This is a genomic window from Dysgonomonas sp. BGC7 (assembly GCF_001261735.1).
GTDB lineage: Bacteria > Bacteroidota > Bacteroidia > Bacteroidales > Dysgonomonadaceae > Dysgonomonas.
This window is the reverse complement of record NZ_CVRP01000006.1, coordinates 144,360-162,539: the sequence shown is the minus strand read 5'-3', so window position 1 is coordinate 162,539 and position 18,180 is coordinate 144,360. Positions and strand designations below refer to the sequence as shown.

At 38.5% G+C, this 18,180-nt stretch carries 16 protein-coding genes and 1 tRNA gene; 7 read left to right on the top strand and 10 right to left on the bottom strand.

Translation table 11 applies throughout. From position 1 onward, the window contains the following. Positions 1 to 34: 34 nt before the first annotated feature. A complete protein-coding gene (locus tag BGC7_RS04500; RefSeq protein ID WP_050700368.1) occupies positions 35 to 616 on the bottom strand; it encodes a bifunctional nuclease family protein in 582 nt (193 codons plus the stop codon). Between the two features lie 466 nt (positions 617 to 1,082). Between BGC7_RS04500 and guaA the strand changes: the two genes are divergently transcribed. From guaA to BGC7_RS04480, 4 genes are all read left to right on the top strand, one after another. Then, a complete protein-coding gene (gene guaA / locus BGC7_RS04495; RefSeq protein WP_050700367.1) occupies positions 1,083 to 2,603 on the top strand; it encodes a glutamine-hydrolyzing GMP synthase in 1,521 nt (506 codons plus the stop codon). 438 nt (positions 2,604 to 3,041) lie between these two features. Continuing rightward, complete coding sequence (locus BGC7_RS04490; protein ID WP_050700496.1) at positions 3,042 to 3,707, top strand: phosphatidylserine decarboxylase family protein; 666 nt, start codon at positions 3,042 to 3,044, stop codon at positions 3,705 to 3,707. Positions 3,708 to 3,712: 5 nt separating this feature from the next. Then, entirely contained in the window at positions 3,713 to 4,417 is a 705-nt protein-coding gene (locus tag BGC7_RS04485; RefSeq protein ID WP_050700366.1) for a CDP-alcohol phosphatidyltransferase family protein, read from the top strand. Positions 4,418 to 4,524: 107 nt separating this feature from the next. Then, positions 4,525 to 4,598 (top strand) — tRNA-Ile (locus tag BGC7_RS04480). Between the two features lie 116 nt (positions 4,599 to 4,714). Here the strand turns inward: BGC7_RS04480 and BGC7_RS04475 are convergent. The 4 genes from BGC7_RS04475 to BGC7_RS04460 form a co-directional block, all read right to left on the bottom strand. Further along, positions 4,715 to 5,887 carry a M24 family metallopeptidase gene (locus BGC7_RS04475; protein ID WP_050700365.1) on the bottom strand — a complete coding sequence of 391 codons (1,173 nt, stop codon included), beginning with the start codon at positions 5,885 to 5,887 and terminating at the stop codon, positions 4,715 to 4,717. Positions 5,888 to 5,948: 61 nt separating this feature from the next. Next, positions 5,949 to 6,527, bottom strand: coding sequence for a nicotinate (nicotinamide) nucleotide adenylyltransferase (gene nadD / locus BGC7_RS04470; RefSeq protein ID WP_050700364.1), 579 nt, complete (start codon positions 6,525 to 6,527; stop codon positions 5,949 to 5,951). Further along, entirely contained in the window at positions 6,524 to 7,087 is a 564-nt protein-coding gene (gmk, locus tag BGC7_RS04465) for a guanylate kinase (protein WP_050700363.1), read from the bottom strand. The genes nadD and gmk overlap by 4 nt, the downstream gene beginning before the upstream one ends. Positions 7,088 to 7,093: 6 nt before the next feature. After that, complete coding sequence (locus tag BGC7_RS04460) at positions 7,094 to 7,966, bottom strand: YicC/YloC family endoribonuclease (protein ID WP_050700362.1); 873 nt, start codon at positions 7,964 to 7,966, stop codon at positions 7,094 to 7,096. Between the two features lie 148 nt (positions 7,967 to 8,114). Here BGC7_RS04460 and BGC7_RS04455 point away from each other — a divergent pair, with 148 nt between their 5' ends. Together BGC7_RS04455 and BGC7_RS04450 are read left to right on the top strand one after the other, a co-directional pair. Next, a complete protein-coding gene (locus BGC7_RS04455; protein ID WP_050700361.1) occupies positions 8,115 to 8,474 on the top strand; it encodes an arsenate reductase family protein in 360 nt (119 codons plus the stop codon). Positions 8,475 to 8,486: 12 nt separating this feature from the next. Beyond that, positions 8,487 to 13,037, top strand: coding sequence for a translocation/assembly module TamB domain-containing protein (locus tag BGC7_RS04450; protein WP_050700360.1), 4,551 nt, complete (start codon positions 8,487 to 8,489; stop codon positions 13,035 to 13,037). A gap of 61 nt (positions 13,038 to 13,098) precedes the next feature. On the opposite strand, the gene BGC7_RS04445 is transcribed toward BGC7_RS04450, so the two are convergent. The 5 genes from BGC7_RS04445 to fsa form a co-directional block, all read right to left on the bottom strand. Further along, positions 13,099 to 13,389: a chaperone modulator CbpM gene (locus BGC7_RS04445; protein WP_050700359.1), complete on the bottom strand. Its 291-nt coding sequence runs from the start codon at positions 13,387 to 13,389 to the stop codon at positions 13,099 to 13,101. Between the two features lie 18 nt (positions 13,390 to 13,407). Continuing rightward, positions 13,408 to 14,331 carry a DnaJ C-terminal domain-containing protein gene (locus tag BGC7_RS04440; protein ID WP_050700358.1) on the bottom strand — a complete coding sequence of 308 codons (924 nt, stop codon included), beginning with the start codon at positions 14,329 to 14,331 and terminating at the stop codon, positions 13,408 to 13,410. A 9-nt stretch (positions 14,332 to 14,340) separates the two neighbouring features. Next, the gene (locus BGC7_RS04435) at positions 14,341 to 14,925 is read right to left on the bottom strand and encodes a 3'-5' exonuclease (protein WP_050700357.1); all 585 of its coding nucleotides are present in this window, start codon (positions 14,923 to 14,925) and stop codon (positions 14,341 to 14,343) included. Next, the gene (locus BGC7_RS04430) at positions 14,919 to 15,488 is read right to left on the bottom strand and encodes a DUF5063 domain-containing protein (RefSeq protein WP_050700356.1); all 570 of its coding nucleotides are present in this window, start codon (positions 15,486 to 15,488) and stop codon (positions 14,919 to 14,921) included. Before BGC7_RS04430 ends, BGC7_RS04435 begins: the two co-directional genes overlap by 7 nt. 191 nt (positions 15,489 to 15,679) lie before the next feature. Further along, complete coding sequence (fsa, locus tag BGC7_RS04425) at positions 15,680 to 16,336, bottom strand: fructose-6-phosphate aldolase (RefSeq protein ID WP_050700355.1); 657 nt, start codon at positions 16,334 to 16,336, stop codon at positions 15,680 to 15,682. Between the two features lie 507 nt (positions 16,337 to 16,843). Between fsa and ffh the strand changes: the two genes are divergently transcribed. Next, a complete protein-coding gene (gene ffh, locus BGC7_RS04420; protein ID WP_050700354.1) occupies positions 16,844 to 18,163 on the top strand; it encodes a signal recognition particle protein in 1,320 nt (439 codons plus the stop codon). The last annotated feature ends 17 nt before the right edge of the window (positions 18,164 to 18,180 follow it).

Here is an 18,180-nt window from a genome sequence, read left to right as displayed (position 1 = left end):
CAAATTCTACAAGCCTGATTAAATAATAAAGTATTTATTCCTGCTTCTTTCTCAGTTCATCACGAATCAATGATGCCAGCTCATAGTCTTCTCCGGCTATAGCGTCTTTCAGCAGCGATTCGAGTTCATCCTGATTCAGCAAAGAATAGTCGAGAGCAAGATTGTCTTTTTCGTCCTCTATCGGATTTTCCTGAATAACATTATCTTCAAAAACCACAGCCTGTTCCTGCATTATAAGCTCGGTAGTATATACGGGGGATTTTGTTCTGAGAGCTATTCCCACAGCATCAGATGTTCTCGACTCAATTTGTACTGTTTTATCTCCTTGTACAAAAATCATTTTTGAAAAAAAAACTCCGTCTTCATATTTATATATCTCCACTTCGCGCAGTATTATACCCAACTCGACACACAACGACTTGAACAAGTCGTGAGTGAGCGGACGGGGAGGTACAGAACCCTGCAAATTGAATGCTATAGATTGAGCTTCGGGTGCTCCGACAACTATCATTAACCGACGCACACCATCTTCTTCAGCCAAAACAAGACCATATGCCCCGGACTGTGTTTGATTGAAAGAAAACCCTAAAACTGACAAACGTACTTTCGCATCCATATTTTTATACAAGGTTGTAGCCTTTTTAACTCTCTTTGTTTATATATGCTCAAAATTAGTTATTTATTTTATTATAGCCATTGTAAAAAATTTTGTTTTAAAACATTTTGATAAATTAAACTGTAGCCAGAAGTCTTTATAAACTGATTCTCTAAACTTTATCTACGAAGTCGTCTCGACTTTTATTTCAACCACAGAGTAAAACGGAGTTTTTTCAAGATCACGAAACGGTTCTTGAACAAAAAATGTGTAAAATAGCCTTTCTTCCCGATATTTTATACTCCGTGCTACTCTGTGCCACTTCGTGGTTGAAAAGCCAAGACGAGTTTAAAATACATATCGATTGGCAGAATAGGAAAGAGCATATGTTTCGAGTCGGTTCAAAGGATTTCGAATATTCGTATATCAAAAAAATGATGTATCTTTGTGCGCATAAAAATAATAACTCTCACATATTATTAATCCTATGCAAGAGAAAATCATTATCCTCGATTTCGGGTCACAAACCACCCAACTTATTGGCCGCCGGGTCAGAGAACTAAATACTTACTGCGAAATAGTCCCTTACAATAAATTCCCTTTTGGGGATGAAACAATAAAAGGAGTTATCCTTTCGGGTAGTCCTTTTTCTGTCAACGATGCAGATTCTTTCAAGCCTGATCTGAGCGAAATAAGAGGGAAATATCCAATATTAGGAATTTGCTATGGTGCACAATATCTGGCATACATATCGGGAGGTAAAGTAGAAAAAAGCGATTCTCGCGAATATGGAAGAGCACATCTTACTCAGATAAAACAAGGCGCACCTCTATTTGATGGTATATCGGAAGGATCGCAGGTATGGATGTCGCACGGTGACTCTATTACAGTTTTACCCGAAAGCTTTGAGGTTGTAGCAAGCACAGAAGATGTAGAAGCTGCTGCTTACAAAATAAAAGGAGAAGAAACCTGGGCTGTACAATTTCACCCCGAGGTATATCATACGACAGACGGAACACGCCTTTTGAGTAACTTCCTTAATATCTGTCACTCGAAACGCGGATGGAGTCCGGCTTCTTTCATCGATTCTACTGTAGAAGAACTAAAATCTCAGATTGGCGACGACAAAGTAATACTTGCCCTATCGGGAGGAGTAGACTCTTCTGTTACTGCTGTTTTACTACACAGAGCCATAGGTAAGAACCTGACATGTGTATTTGTAAATCACGGCTTGCTTCGTAAGAATGAATTTGAGAATGTACTTAAAGACTATGAACATCTCGGTTTGAATGTGATAGGAGTGGATGCAAAAGACCGATTCTACAAAGCTTTGACCGGAGAAACCGATCCTGAACGCAAACGCAAGATTATAGGTAAAGGGTTTATCGAAGTATTCGATGAAGAAGCTCATAAATTGAAAGATATAAAATGGCTTGGACAGGGTACTATATATCCGGACGTGATAGAGTCTCTTTCTATAACCGGTACTGTTATCAAGTCGCATCATAATGTAGGTGGACTACCCGAAAAAATGCACCTTAAATTAGTAGAACCTCTTCGCTTACTATTCAAAGATGAAGTGCGCAGAGTAGGGCTGGAATTGGGTATGAAAGAAACACTTATAAAACGTCAGCCTTTCCCGGGACCGGGACTGGGCATTCGCATACTTGGAGATATTACACCGGAAAAGGTAGAAATAGTACAAAATGCCGACGATATATTTATCCGCATGCTTCGTCAATATGAATTGTATGACAAAGTATGGCAGGCAGGTGCTATCTTATTACCGATACGCTCGGTAGGAGTAATGGGTGACGAACGCACATACGAAAGCACCATTGCATTGAGAGCAGTGACATCTACTGACGGGATGACTGCCGATTGGGCACATCTTCCTTACGAGTTTCTGGCAAAGGTATCTAATGAAATCATCAACAAGGTACAAGGTGTAAACCGTGTAGTTTATGATATATCTTCAAAACCACCTGCTACCATCGAGTGGGAGTAAGATATTCGATTATATAAAAAGATTAGCCGGAAAATAATATCTTCCGGCTATTTTTATGTATAATACAAACCTGTAATTTAATCTACATCTTACAGGAGAGCTTTACTCTCCTATAAGGTTAACAAAACTTTATCTATAGAAAGACGGGATCGGATAAGACAGGTCAAAAAGGAACAAAATGAAAACAAGTTAAAGAATGTACAACTTTGTAAGGTTTTAGTTAAAATGACACTTTACAGAAATCTTACAGATAGTCGTTTTATATAAAGGTCAACTACTGATAGGCATCTATAATAGAAAAAGAGCAGACGATATTTTCACTAATCAGCAAGTCTCTCTTTTCCTTTGCCTTCAAAATTAAGAGGTCAAATTTGTATATATCGGCAAATAAAGATACTTTTGCAACTTACAATAGATATATTATTACAATATAATAACATGAAAGTTCATCACGAAGGACGTGGCGTTTTAACAACATACTTTATTATTCTTGTTCTGCTTAACGGAGCACTGTGGTACTTTTTCCAACATTCTTTCCTATCCTATATTATAGGTGCTATATCCTTGGTGCTGTTCCTTATCGTGCTCAATTTTTACAGAAGCCCATATCGCCAATTCAAGGGTGAGACAGATAATGTTGTTGTAGCTTCAGCCGACGGAAAAGTTGTAGCAATAGAAGAGGTCTATGAAGGTGAATACTTTAATGATAAAAGAATAATTGTCTCCATATTTATGTCTCCGTTCAATGTGCATGCAAACTGGTACCCTATCAACGGGAAGGTTTTGTTGTCTAAGCACCATGACGGACGGTTTATGGCAGCATATCTACCCAAATCGAGCACAGAGAACGAAAGATCTACAGTGGTTATGGAAACAGAAGATGGCAGCCATCAAATTTTATTGAGACAAGTTGCCGGAGCCATGGCCAGACGAATTGTCACATATGCACAACCGGGAGAAGTTGCCCATATAGATGAGCATCTGGGATTTATTAAGCTCGGATCGCGAGTTGACGTATATCTTCCTGTAGGCACAGAGATACTTGTAGAGATGGATCAGAAGGTAACAGGTAATCAGACTGTCATCGCCAAATTTAAATCTTAAGAGATATGAAAAAGCATATACCTAACATGCTCACTTCCATGAATCTTTTTTCGGGGAGTATAGCTACTGTTATGGCCTTTCAGGGAGAATTTCTATGGGTTGTAGTGTGGGTAATCATTGCAGCATTATTTGACTTCTCAGATGGATTTGCCGCTCGTCTATTAAAGGCCTATTCTCCTATCGGAAAAGAATTAGATTCGTTAGCCGATATGGTTAGTTTTGGCTTAGCTCCCAGCGTAGCCGTTTTTAGTCTTTTATCGGCAAATGTATATAAGATATCAGACAATTCTCTTGTTGTAGACTATCTCCCATATATTGCTTTCTTATTGGCTGTATTTTCCGCCTTGCGTTTAGCTAAATTCAATGTAGATGAACGTCAGACAGAATCTTTCATTGGACTCAACACACCGGCAAATGCCTTGTTTTGGGTAAGTTTATGCTATGGTCTTACCTATAATATACCTTCTATAAGTGTGGGGCTGATATACACTTTACTGGTTGGCATATTTGTATTTTCTGCCCTTATGGTATCAGAAATACCTATGTTCTCGCTAAAAATAAAGAGTCTGAAACTGAAAGGAAATGAATATCGTTATTTCTTGGCTATATTTATTATTGCCTTAGTTGCTTATATTGGAGTACTAGGCATTGCCGGAGGGATATTATTATACATTGCCCTATCTATCATAAATAGCAGAAAACCAGTATAGATCTGTGTTAGATGATATTTTATCTATTCTTTTCTTGCTAAAAATTTGCAGATTTCAGTAAAAAGCACTAACATTGCATCCGATTTCGGGATAACCTCCGAAAATCAGGTCCTATAGCTCAGTTGGTTAGAGCATCTGACTCATAATCAGGGGGTCCCTGGTTCAAGCCCAGGTGGGACCACACAGAAGAAAGCACTTACAAATTGTAAGTGCTTTCTTTATTTACTTTAGAACTGACTCGTATCTAATATATTAAACGTATATTTCTAATATATCATTCTCATTTCTTATTCTCCACTACAATTCAATAATTCCTTCTTCCAATACAGTCAGCTTTTCTATTCCATCTTCGGTTATAACATAAGTATTCTCTATACCGACTGCACCGACCTCAGGAATAACAAACTTAGGCTCTAAGGCAAAGACGATATTCGGCTCAAACAGTTCCTTCGAACGAGGAGTCATCACCGGTGGCTCGTTTATTTCGAGTCCTACACCATGTCCTACAAACTTAGCCTGCTGCTTAGTACCCATAAAATATGCCTCAAGGTTATTGTCTTTCACCATTTCCATAGCTACATTGTACACTTCGGCACAGCCGATTCCAGGTTTCACTATATCCATTATCTTATTATGAATATCTATAGATACCTGATGGGCACGATAAGCAATATCTAATGTTCTACCTATAGAAAACACTCGTGTCATGTCCGTCATCCAAGGAGTATAATTTCCAGCCATATCTACCATTATGGTTTGTCCTTCTCTCATCTTTTCCCCCGAGGCTCCTATAGGAATAAGAGGCGTTTCCCCTGCCCCACCAAGAGCAAAGTCGAAAGGAGAAGGAGCTTCTGCATTCTCTCCGGCAAGCAGACTGCCCATATAGATATCCATATTATCTCCATAGCTTCGGAACAAACCCAAAGATCCATGCTGGCGCATGGCATGCTCTATCTCAATCTGCAATTCGACATCAGTCATTCCCCGTTTATACAAAGACGGGATCAACTTATATACAGCTTCGTGGCGACGGGCACAGGCTCTCACCTGTTCCAATTCGAAAGGAGTTTTCACACTACGTATTTTGCGGAGCAGCACCGATGCATTGGCCGCTTCTTTCAGATTGAAAGTATTGAGTATGCGGGTACATTCGCCAAAGGAAACAACATCGGTCTCTAACAAAAGTGACTTAGGAAGGGAGAATCCGGCTGAACATAGCTCTTCTGCCATTTGCTCGGGTTTACGAATATAAATCGTATTCTCAAAATCAATACCTTCCGGCCTTTTTACAAAATGAATTACTTTCCCATCAACAGACAGGTAAAAATATCCATTATATACCTTACCTGTCATATAAAATACGTTGACAGCCGTCGTCAATATACAGCCTTCAATATCTGCAGCCAGCATAGCTTCTTGAAGCCGTGAACGGCGTACCTTTATATCTTCCTGTAATTGTTGTTTTTCCATTTCTTTTGCCCTATTCTTTATATAGTCATCTTCAGCAACAAGTAGATGCTCTGTTATATAACTATTTATTATATAATTTTCTTTCTATAATATATTCATAGACACCATCGGGAAGGAAAGAGCGCACATCTTTATGGTCTTTTATTCCATCTCTGATAAATGTGGAAGAAATCTCGATAATGGGAGAATCCAACGCCTCCACCTGATTTCTCAATTTTCCGGATATAGATATACGCGAATCGATACGAGGATATACTTTGAGCTTATAATTCTGAAGCAGACGATCATAGTCCCGCCAGTTTTCAAATACTTCCCAATTGTCTCCTCCAATAATAAGGGTAAAGTTCTGCTCAGGATATTTTGCACTCAGAGCATCTAGCGTACCAATTGTATATGATGGTGTTGGCATCGAAAATTCGAAATCACTGGCTATTAGTTTATCATACTTCCGAAGGGCTAGTTTTACCATTTCCAACCGAGTATTTTCATCCAAAAGAGAGTCTGCTTCTTTCAAAGGGTTGTGAGGACTCACCAAAAACCAAACCTCGTCAACATCAGTATATTCGACAATATAGTTACCCAAGATTACATGGCCGATATGAATCGGATTGAAAGAACCGGAAAATACACCTATATTCATTCTGATAAAAATGCTTTTACAATCTCTAAAGCCTCCTGTTTGGCTGTTTCCAAATCCCGATTAACAATAACAACATCGAATTTGTCAGCAAATGTGATTTCATATTTGGCTTTTGCAATACGGGCTTCGATGGTCTCGGGGCTATCTGTAGCCCTCTTTTCTAATCTGGTACGCAATTCTTCTATGGAGGGCGGCTCTATAAATATAGACAAGGCTCTTTCTCCATAATAATCTTTAATGTTACAGCCTCCGACAACATCTACATCGAAAATAACATTGCCTCCGTCATTCAATATCCTGTCGACTTCCGACTTTAGAGTACCATAAAATCTATTTTCATAGACTTCTTCATACTCTAAGAATTCATTATTCTCTATCTTCCGGCGAAATTCCTCCGGTGTATGAAAATAATATTCTACACCGTGTTGCTCTGCCCCTCTGGGCAAACGACTAGTTGCAGATATAGAGAATTGCAGATTCAGATCCTGCGAGAGCAGATAGTTTACAATTGTAGACTTACCTGCCCCGGATGGAGCTGAAAATATTATCAGTTTACTCATCCTTAGTTATAGTACGTTCAACACCTGTTCTTTGATTTGCTCCAATTCGTCTTTCATACGAACAACTATTTGCTGCATATCCGCATGATTCGACTTAGAACCCATTGTATTTATTTCACGCCCGATTTCCTGAGCTATAAAGCCAAGCTTTTTGCCTTGTCCCGATCCTGATTTCATAGTCTCTAAAAAATATTTCAGATGGTTTGACAGGCGGGATTTTTCTTCATTTATATCCAGTTTTTCTATATAGTATATCATTTCCTGCTCGAAACGATTTTTATCATAGTCGAAATCTTCTATCTTCTGCAAAGCCTCTGTGATACGGATTTTCACTTTTTCTACGCGCTCCATTTCATATGGCTCTATCTCTTCCAGAAGAGATGCTATATTGGCTATTTTATCTTCAAAAAGTTTATCCAGCATCGCACCTTCCTGCTTACGAAAAGCTTGTAATTGTGTTATGGCTTCGTCAATAACTTTAGTCACAGCAACCCATTCTTGCTCATCTACTTCCTGCGCTTCATATTTAAGCACATCAGGCAGACGCAATAAAACCGGATACCAATCGACAGGTGTGTCTATTCCGAGCTTGTTGGCAGAATCTTTTATCTGATTAAAATAACCTTCAATAAGATTTTGATTTATCTGCGTTGATGTTTCGTTACCAATATTCTCTATATAAATCAAAAAATCAACTTTTCCCCGTTCCAATTGGCGGGATAGTTGATTGCGAATCTCCATCTCATGCTCCTTATATAGGTTTGCTATACGCACCGACAAGTCTAGTTGTTTGCTATTCAAAGATTTTACCTCAACGGTAATTTTTCTTTTTTCCAGTTCGGCCGTTGCTTTCCCAAAGCCTGTCATTGATTGTATCATATTGTTCTTTTTTATTTTAGATACAAAAATACATAAAATATTATGCCTTTTATGTAAAAGAGGTAGAACTTTAGATCGCAGGAAGGCGTTTATCATTAGTAATTCTATATTTTTGCAATAGTTAAATTCAAATTAAGTTATTCTTCTTATGAAAACAGCACTTTTTATACATTATCCAAAATGTGGAACCTGTCGCAAAGCCGCTAAATGGCTTAAAGAAAATAATATAGAAGTAAAAGACAGAGATATAACAAAACAAAACCCGACTGTGCAGGAACTTAAAGAGTGGATAAAGACAAGTGGATTACCTATTGCTAAATTTTTCAATACATCGGGAAACATATACAAAGAAAACAACCTGAAAGAAAAAGTGAAAACTGCCTCCGAGAAAGAGCTGTTAGAAATATTAGCCTCTAATGGCATGGTGGTGAAGCGTCCTATTCTGGTTGCGAACAATCTCGTTCTGATAGGATTTAATGAAGAACAGTGGACGGAAAAATTGAAATAGGCTGCTAATTATATGGAGGAAAACAAAGAGACAAAAAGTACAGAAGAAATAAAACCTAAACAAAGAAACATTACAAAAAGAGTTTTAAAGGTTTTATTATATATTGCCTTAATAATTATAGGGCTTAATGTGCTTTTATATGCTTTATTATCTATACCATACATACAGCAGAAGGTTGCCGACTTTGCTGTCAGTCAGCTAAAAAACACACTAAAGACCGAAGTATCTATAGATGAAGTTCGTCTCAGCCTTTTTAACAGGGTATCCTTGAAGGGCATATATATCGAAGACCAGACAAAAGACACACTATTATATGCCAAAGACCTGAATGGAACTTTGAGCCCGTGGGAATTAATAAAGAATAAGGAGCTGGCAATAACAAGTATTACTTTAGAAGACTTCGTTATTAACGTCAATCAGAAAGACAGCATCAGTGATTTCAATTTTCAGTTTATTATCGATGCTTTTTCAAGCACAGATACAACCCAAACAGACACAACAAAAAGCTCGCTGAACATTGTCATAAAAGATATAGGCCTGAAACATGGACGCTTAAACTATGATGTGCTCTCAGACACTATAACTCCGGGTATTTTCAACGCATCACATATTTCTCTTACCGATTTCAATGCCAATCTGGATTTGAACTCGATAGATACAGACAGGCTGAACATAGCATTAAACAACCTGTCAGTAAAAGAGAAATCGGGAATAGAGATCACCTCGCTTAAAGGGCATCTTTATTCAGAGAAAGATCAACTATGGGTGGATAATCTTTCTTTCGATTTGCCACAATCACATCTTAGAACAAATAAGGTAAGGTACAATCTTGCCTCGAACGAATTTGAGATAGCAACAGAAGATACCGAAATTTCACCTCTCGATGCTGTAGCATTTCTCCCCAATCTGAAGTTTTTGAAGAATAACATAAAACTGAACACTACAATAACAGGCACATTGCCAAAAATCGACATAAAGGATATAAACCTCACTTACGGAGAAGACTTCTATCTGACAGGTAAAGCCAGTATAGCAAGCTACGAGCAGTATGGAAATTCCGAGATATTCCTTTCCATAGACAAATTTAAAGCCACTCCTGCGGCAATAACATCTTTTGCTCGTTTAGGAGATTCGACATTTATAGCACCCGATATACTAAAAGATCTGGGGGATATATATCTGAAAGGAAAATTAACCGGCAGATTAAACAAGTTTAAACTCGATGCCGAAACATGGTGCAGACACGGCTCCCTAAATCTATTGGCAACAGGAGCAGTTGATACCACTTTCACAAATTTTAAAGTAGACGCAGGGCTAAAGACACAAGGATTTTCCTTGGGCAAATTACTTGGAGAAGATACCGGATTAGGACGTCTGACAGCCAATATAAACCTGAGAGCAACCCAAAGTGAAAGAACCCCACTCGAAGCTCAGGTAAAAGGTAATCTTACCTCTTTGCAATATGACAAGGAAACCCTCACAAATGTTCCTCTCGAAGCCTACTACAACTCGAAGGAAATGGGTGTTTCGGCAAAAGCGAATTGGGCTATCGGTAAGATAACTGCTATTGCAAGTATGACACAAGAGAAAGTTCCGGATATTAAAGTCCGGCTAAGAGTAGATACACTACATATAGACCACTTCTACAAGAATGAAAATTGGATAGAACCCCGTTTATCTCTCTCTCTGAATGGAAATATAAAAGGGCTGGACATAGACAATATGGTCGGCTTTGTCAATATAGACAGTCTCGATCTCCATGACGCAACTTTTAGCTTCACACCGGGAAAATTCAGTCTTGAATCGGGCAAGAAAGAAAATAATGATAAGTATATAGACTTCGAATCATCGTTACTCAGAGCAAATATAACCGGACAATATTCTTTTACCTCTCTCCCCGAGGAAATAGACGAACTTATGCACAACTATCTGCCTGCGGTATTCCCCCAAATAAAGAAATCGTGGATAAGACAAAATAAGAATAAGAACGATTTCACATTCAACATTACAGCCAACAATACGGAAGAGCTGGGAAGAATACTGCAATTACCTGTAGATGTTATCGTTCCTGCAACAATAGACGGAAGCATCAATACGATAGAAAAAACCGCAAGACTACAAGGCAAGATTCCCCATATACGTTATGGCGAGTATAATATAAGAAATACCATATTGGATATGGCTAATGCCGACACTTCGTTTTATGCCCAAGCCAATGCTCAGGTATTTATGGACAAGGGAAGGTATAAATTATCCTTATTGCTGGACGGAGCTAAAGACAATATAACAACTCGTGCAGATATACAAAGCGACAGTACTGCTATCAAAATAGACGGAAGGCTTGAAGCTCTTGCACAATTTAGCAGAAATGAAGAGAAAGAACTGGTATCGTCACTGAAGGTGAATCCATCGAAAATAAAAGTTGGGAAGCTCTCGGTAAATTTACTTCCGGCACAGATATTAAACGTAGGTTCGCGCACAGAAGTACACGATTTCGGATTAGGAGTAAATACAAAACCATATTTTGGAATAGACGGAGTAATCTCAGATCAGAAGACCGATAGCCTCAAGGCTTATTTCAGTCATGCTGAAATAGGCGACTTGCTGGAAGCTTTCGATATAAAAAATATACGAGGATGTATACATGGCGATATATTGCTCACAAATCTGTTGGAGCAGCCGGAAGTTTACACGAAAGGGCTTGAAATGGCCGATATTGTAATTTTTGGTGATACCTTAGGCACAATGCGTATGGAAAGTCAATGGAGCGACTATTTTGGAGGAGCTGAGCTTAATGCAACATTACTAAAAGGAGATAAAGAACTGGCTGAGATAGACGGAACTGTATATACAAATCAAGATTCTTTAGACTTACAACTGCGGCTCGATCAGATGCCAATGGGCTGGATGCAACCCTTTGTTTCTGACATGGTGAATAAAATATCGGGTAGCGTAAGTACCAATATTATGATAGAGGGAAGCACAAAAGCTCCGCTATTAAGAGGTTTTATTGGATTCAACAATACTCAGATAGGTATAGACTACACCAATGTGTTATATACAATATCGGATACCATAAGCATAAGTCCCGATAGAATAGGCTTCGAAAACCTAGCCTTAAAAGACAGTTATGGCAACACGGCAAATGTAAGTGCTACCGTCACCCATAAGAATTTTGAGCAAATGAAATATTCACTCAATATGCAAATGAATAAACTGATGGTGCTAAATACCGAGCATAGAACCGACAGCTTATTTTATGGGCGTGTATTTGCTTCGGGCAATGTAAGAATAGAGGGAGACGATAATGCAGTAAATATGAATATGCAAATAAAGAATGAGAAAAACTCTTCTTTAAATATTCTTCTTCCGCAGCGAGCTGAAGCAACAGATTACAAAAGTGTAGTATATATCAATGTTCCCGAAGAAAAACTACAACAGGAGCTTGCAAATGCGCTGAAACAGCAAGTATATACACCACTCCCAATCAACCTGAAAGTAAAACTTGACATCACTCCCGATTTTACTGTAGGAGTAATAATAGACCCTATAACGGGCGATGCCATGCAAGCAAAAGGTAGTGGAACAGTAAATTTCAGCTACGACCTCATGACAGAAAACATGTCTACATTCGGAGATTACACCATATCGAGCGGAAAGGTAAAATTGAATCTGCAAAGCATAAAGAAACTCGAGTTTCAGATAAGGGAAGGCAGCAAGCTCAAGTTTGTTGGCGATCCGCTCAAAACTCAATTCGACATAACAGCTTATCATAGAGTCAGAGCTAACCTGACCACACTTGACAACAGCTTTGAACTTGACGACATAGCTTCTCCGCGAGTAGATGTAGATTGTGTGTTGGGTATCGCCGGAAACATGGATAAGATGGAACTTACGTACAACATAAGTTTGCCTGATGCCAGCGACGATGTGCAACGCAAAGTGAGCAGTCTGATAACTACAGACGAACAGAAGATTAAACAGTTTGCCTACCTAATTGCTGCAGGATCTTTCTATTCGGAATCGGGAGGAAACACAGGCAATTTCGGACAAAGTATATGGACCAGCTTTGCATCGGGCCAAATGTCTAAGGTTCTGAATAACCTTGTAGGGAATGTATTGGGAGAAGGATGGGAAGTAGGAACCAATATAGAATCGAATGACGGTACTCTTTCCGATATGGACGTCAGAGTAAATGTCTCTAAAAGATTTTTTGACGATAGGCTAAAAATAAAAACGGATGTTGGATACAGAGCCGACCAAACGAATTCAGACAACCTGATTGGCGATTTTGATGTAGAATATCAGCTGAATAGTATGTGGACATTGAGAGGATATAGCCATACGAATGATAAATATTACCGACAAGCTCTCACTACGCAAGGCATAGGTATTGTTTACAGCAAGGAAGCTGCTACGCTTAAACGCCTCTTCCAGTCATTTAAACCGAGAAGAAGAAACCGAAATGCAGAGTCACAATCACAGGCTCCGGCTAAACAGGAAGATAATACAAAAACAGACATACAGAAACAACCCGCTGTTAATGAAGAAAAGAAAAAATAACGAAACGGGGATTATCTCATTTTAGACAACCCCCGTTCTCATATACAACTCTTTTCCTCAATTATCCATTCAACAGTTTTGTATATTCCCTCAGCCGAGAAATTTCTTCCTGCATTTCTGTCATTCTACTTAACAAATTTCGGATAACATCAATCCCTTCTATATTGATAGACAGGTCGTAATACCAACGGGCATATTGTTCTATATCTCTCAGTTGAGAGGAATCAATATAACGTTTATCATCTACTATATAAATTTCTATCAAGCCTTCATTTTCAAGTTGGATTATAAAGTCTGGCTCTATTTCGCTCTGAATACAATATTCTTCTATTATTATCAGTTCCGGTTTCATAATTGTAATTCTTTTAGATTAAGACTTTGCCAACTTTTCAAATAATTCTTTTTGCTCAGCAGTCAGATTGCTCGGAATTTCTATCGAATAAGAAATAATGAGATCTCCGAATTGTCCTTCTATCTTGTAAACAGGAAAGCCTTTCCCTTTTAGTCTGACTTTCGTCCCGTTCTGAGTTCCTGCCGCAATCTTCAGTTTAACTTTACCTGTAAAAGTGTCCACCGTAGCCTCTCCACCAAGCACAGCTGTATAAAGATTTAAATTGGCAGTAGCATACAGATCATCTCCCACTCTCTTAAAACCGGGATCTTCTGCAATTACAAACGTAATATAAAGATCTCCGTTAGGGCCACCATTTGCCCCTGCACCACCTTGTCCGGCCAGCTTTATCACTTGCCCATCGGCAACACCCGCAGGTATGGTAATACGCAGATTCTTTCCGTTTATCGTGATTGTCCGTTTATGAGTTTCGTATACATCGCGAAGATTAAGATGTAGTTCGGAAGTAAAATCCTGCCCTCGGAAACCTCGTCCGGCTCTCCGCCCCGATGAAGCTCTGCTACCACCGAAGAGGGATTCGAAGAAGTCGGAAAAACCACCTTCGTCTTCACCTCCAAAATTATATGTACCACCCGAAAAACCTCCGCCAGAACCTCCGAAGTCGGCAAATCCTCCATTCTGAGATTGCTGTTGACGAGCTTTTTCAAATTCATCGGCATGCTTCCAGTTCTCTCCGTATTCATCATATTTTTTTCGTTTCTCCGAATCGGAGAGAACTTCATTGGCCTCGTTCACCTGCTGAAACTTTCGTTTGGCTTCTTCATCGTTCGGATTTATGTCCGGATGATATTTACGAGCCAACTTACGATATGCCTTTTTTATTTCGTCAGCAGTGGCAGTTTTAGATACACCTAAAATGCTATAATAATCTATAAATGCCATATTATATATTTATTTTTTTACTTTTTCTCTGTTTTTTAATTCATCAAATATTCTAAGACATGCCCATGCATCAATAGCCGCATACATCTTCTGAGCATCAGAGAGAGTATCGGCTTCCCAATTTGACAGGCGTTGTCCTTTCGATATTCTTTTTTCAAAAAGTATGCCATAAATACGTTGCAATCCGTTGTCATCAATTCCATAATCCTTAACAAAAGATTGAAGATCAATGAAGTTGGAAGGAACCAGAAGAGAGCGTTTGTGCATCGCCGAAAAATCATCTTTCAGGGAAAGTCCTATTTTTTTTATCGCAGGATTTACTAGAATTTCTGCCAAGCAGTCGGGAAATCCTATTATATTTAGTCGAAACAGGAAACAGGTATCTTCGGTTGATAGTTGCATCAAAGCAACCTGATGAGACACCCCTTTTTTGAAAGCAGGCCGTGTTTCTGTGTCAAAGCCGATAGCCTTGAATGTACTTAGATAAGAAATCGCCTTTATTGCCTCTTGTTCCGATTGTACTACAATAATTCTTCCTTCAAAAGTTTCTCGGGGCATTACTGCCAATTCATCTTTTGTAATAGAATTTACCATAGTTCTTCATTTTCATCCGCAACTTCATTATCCGACTCAATATGGTCTGTCGCATATTTTAAAGAATGTAATGCCCTCAAAACATTCACAAGTTTTTGCCCCCAATATGTTTTGAAATTTTCGGTACATACATATAAGGCATCATTCATATTCTCGGTTATGCCTCTTTCAAATATTGTAATGAAGTTTTTCAGATCCTGATAGATATCAGCAAGATCCTCGCTAATATTTGCAGAAATAGGAGTTTCACTATATTTCATATCCTGAAGGAAAACTTCGAGGTAAGTATCGTTATTCAAAAATACATTATAGAGTTTCGAAGAAATATAATTATAATCATCCTCCGTCACACTTATTTCAGGTTCATCTTCATTCACAGAATCTGTTTCGGGAACAAGAGATGTTTTAAGATATAACAAAGGAAGTATTTTTGTCAATTTATCAGTCAACTCCGATTCAGTAGTTTCTTCAAAATTCTCAAGAAAAGCACAATATTGTACTGCTACCGTAACAAACTCGATACTATCGCGCGAATAAACTATTTCTTTTAATTGGTCTGCCATTATCATATTATTTTATCAGAATAACAAATTTAGGTGATAATTTGTTAAACAAGCAGAAGAAAAAGATTTAATTAAAAATCTTTAACCGGATGGGGCTTGATTCTATCTGTACAATAATATGAGTAATCATAAAGACTACTCATATTATTATAAGTAAATATACCGTCAATATGAGCTAATTACTTACACTCTCACCCGTTCACCTTTTTATAATCGGCAAGAAACGTTGCCAATCCACTGTCTGTCAATGGATGTTTTAGTAACCCCTTGATAGCAGCCAGAGGACATGTGGCTACATCGGCTCCAACTTCTATACACTGTATAATATGCTGAGTACTACGGATAGATGCTGCTAGTACCTGCGTCTTCATTTCGTAGGTAGCATACATATCTACAATTTTGCTAACCAACTCGATACCATCACTCGAGATATCGTCGAGACGACCTACAAACGGAGAAACATACGTCGCTCCTGCCTTAGCGGAAAGTAAGGCTTGTCCTACTGAAAACACAAGAGTACAATTAGTACGGATTTCTTTATTTGAAAAATATTTTATTGCCTTTATGCCGGCTTCAATACATGGAACCTTTACTACAATGTTAGGATGCAAAGCGGCTAATTCTTCACCCTCTTTTATCATACCCTCATAATCGGTCGCAATAACTTCGGCACTCACATCCCCATCTACAATTTTGCAGATATCAAGATAATGTTTGCGCTGATTGTCTATCCCTTTTATACCTTCTTTAGCCATTAATGACGGGTTTGTGGTTACACCGTCCAAAACTCCCAGATCGTTAGCTTCTCTGATCTGATCTAAGTTTGCTGTGTCGATAAAAAATTTCATGATATATGTTTTTAAAGTGAACTTTCTTAGGTACAATGTTGCTTAAATATCGGTATATAATTTAATAAAAACAATAAAGACCAGATTATTGTTTCACAGAAAACTATATGAATAAGTCTTTCAGATATTATTTCACAACTTCTTCTAAACTTTATCTATAAACAGCTCCTAGTACCTCTCCGAAGTGGAGGCTTAGCGAAGCCAATACTGATCAGTTAACAGTAATCAGTCAACAGTTAGTATAGGAGGTAATATTTCTTGCGTCAGCTGGTTCTCCCCTTTGGGGAGACGAAGAGGGGCTCGAAAAGTGTACAACTTTGTCAGGTTTTAGTTAAAATTGAATATCGTATAATAAGAAAAGGTGCGATAACAAAGGCTAAAAAGAATTTAAAACGAAGTATAGAACTGAAACTTAGCAAGAAAACAACGCTGTGTTTTCACTTTATACCAAAAGTTTATATCTTTGTGCTCCCGTATATATTTTGAATATAAATAACAACATACAATATGTTTGAAAGTCTAAGTAACAGATTAGAACGTTCGTTTAAAATCCTGAAAGGTGAAGGGAAAATCACCGAAATAAATGTTGCCGAAACACTAAAAGATGTACGTCGGGCTTTACTCGACGCTGACGTTAACTATAAGACGGCGAAACAATTTACAGAGACAGTTAAGGAAAAAGCACTGGGACAAAACGTTCTAACTGCAGTGAAGCCGGAACAATTGATGGTGAAGATCGTTCACGACGAACTTGCTGCCCTGATGGGAGGAACAGCGAGCGACATCAATCTGAAAGGCTCTCCGGCTATTATCTTAATGTCAGGATTACAAGGTTCGGGAAAAACAACCTTTTCGGGGAAATTGGCAAAAATGCTAAAATCGAAAAAAGGAAAGAATCCGTTACTCGTAGCAGCAGACGTATATCGTCCTGCAGCTATCGAACAATTAAAAATACTAGGTACACAGATAGAAGTTCCTGTATACTTCGAAGAAGATAATAAAAACCCTGTACAGATAGCACAAAATGCTATTAAGCAAGCTAAACAGAACGGGCACGACCTTGTCATTATAGATACTGCAGGACGTCTGGCAGTAGACGAAGAGATGATGAAAGAGATTGCAGCAATAAAAGATGCTGTAAAACCTGACGAAATACTCTTTGTGGTAGACTCCATGACCGGACAGGATGCTGTGAATACAGCAAAAGAGTTTAACGACAGGCTCAATTTCGACGGGGTTGTTCTAACAAAGCTCGATGGTGATACTCGCGGTGGAGCCGCCCTTTCTATTCGCTCGGTAGTAGACAAGCCTATCAAGTTTGTAGGAACAGGTGAGAAAATGGAGGCACTTGATGTATTCCATCCTGAACGTATGGCTGACCGTATTTTAGGAATGGGAGACATTGTATCCCTTGTAGAAAGAGCTCAGGAGCAATATGATGAAGAAGAAGCACGCCGCCTGCAAAAGAAGATTGCAAAGAACCAATTCGATTTCAACGACTTTATCGGACAAATACAGCAGATAAAGAAAATGGGTAATCTTAAGGATCTTGCATCAATGATTCCGGGAGTAGGCAAAGCCATTAAAGACCTGGACATAGACGATGACGCATTTAAAAGTATCGAAGCGATTATATATTCGATGACGCCAAAAGAACGATCGAATCCGGAGATATTAAACGGAAGCCGTCGCCAACGTGTTGCAAAAGGAAGCGGAACCACAATACAAGAGGTAAACAAGCTGATAAAGCAATTTGACGAAACCCGTAAAATGATGAAAATGATGACTCAAATGAAAGGTGGTAAGATGCCTAAAATGAGACGATAATAAAGAACAGACACAAT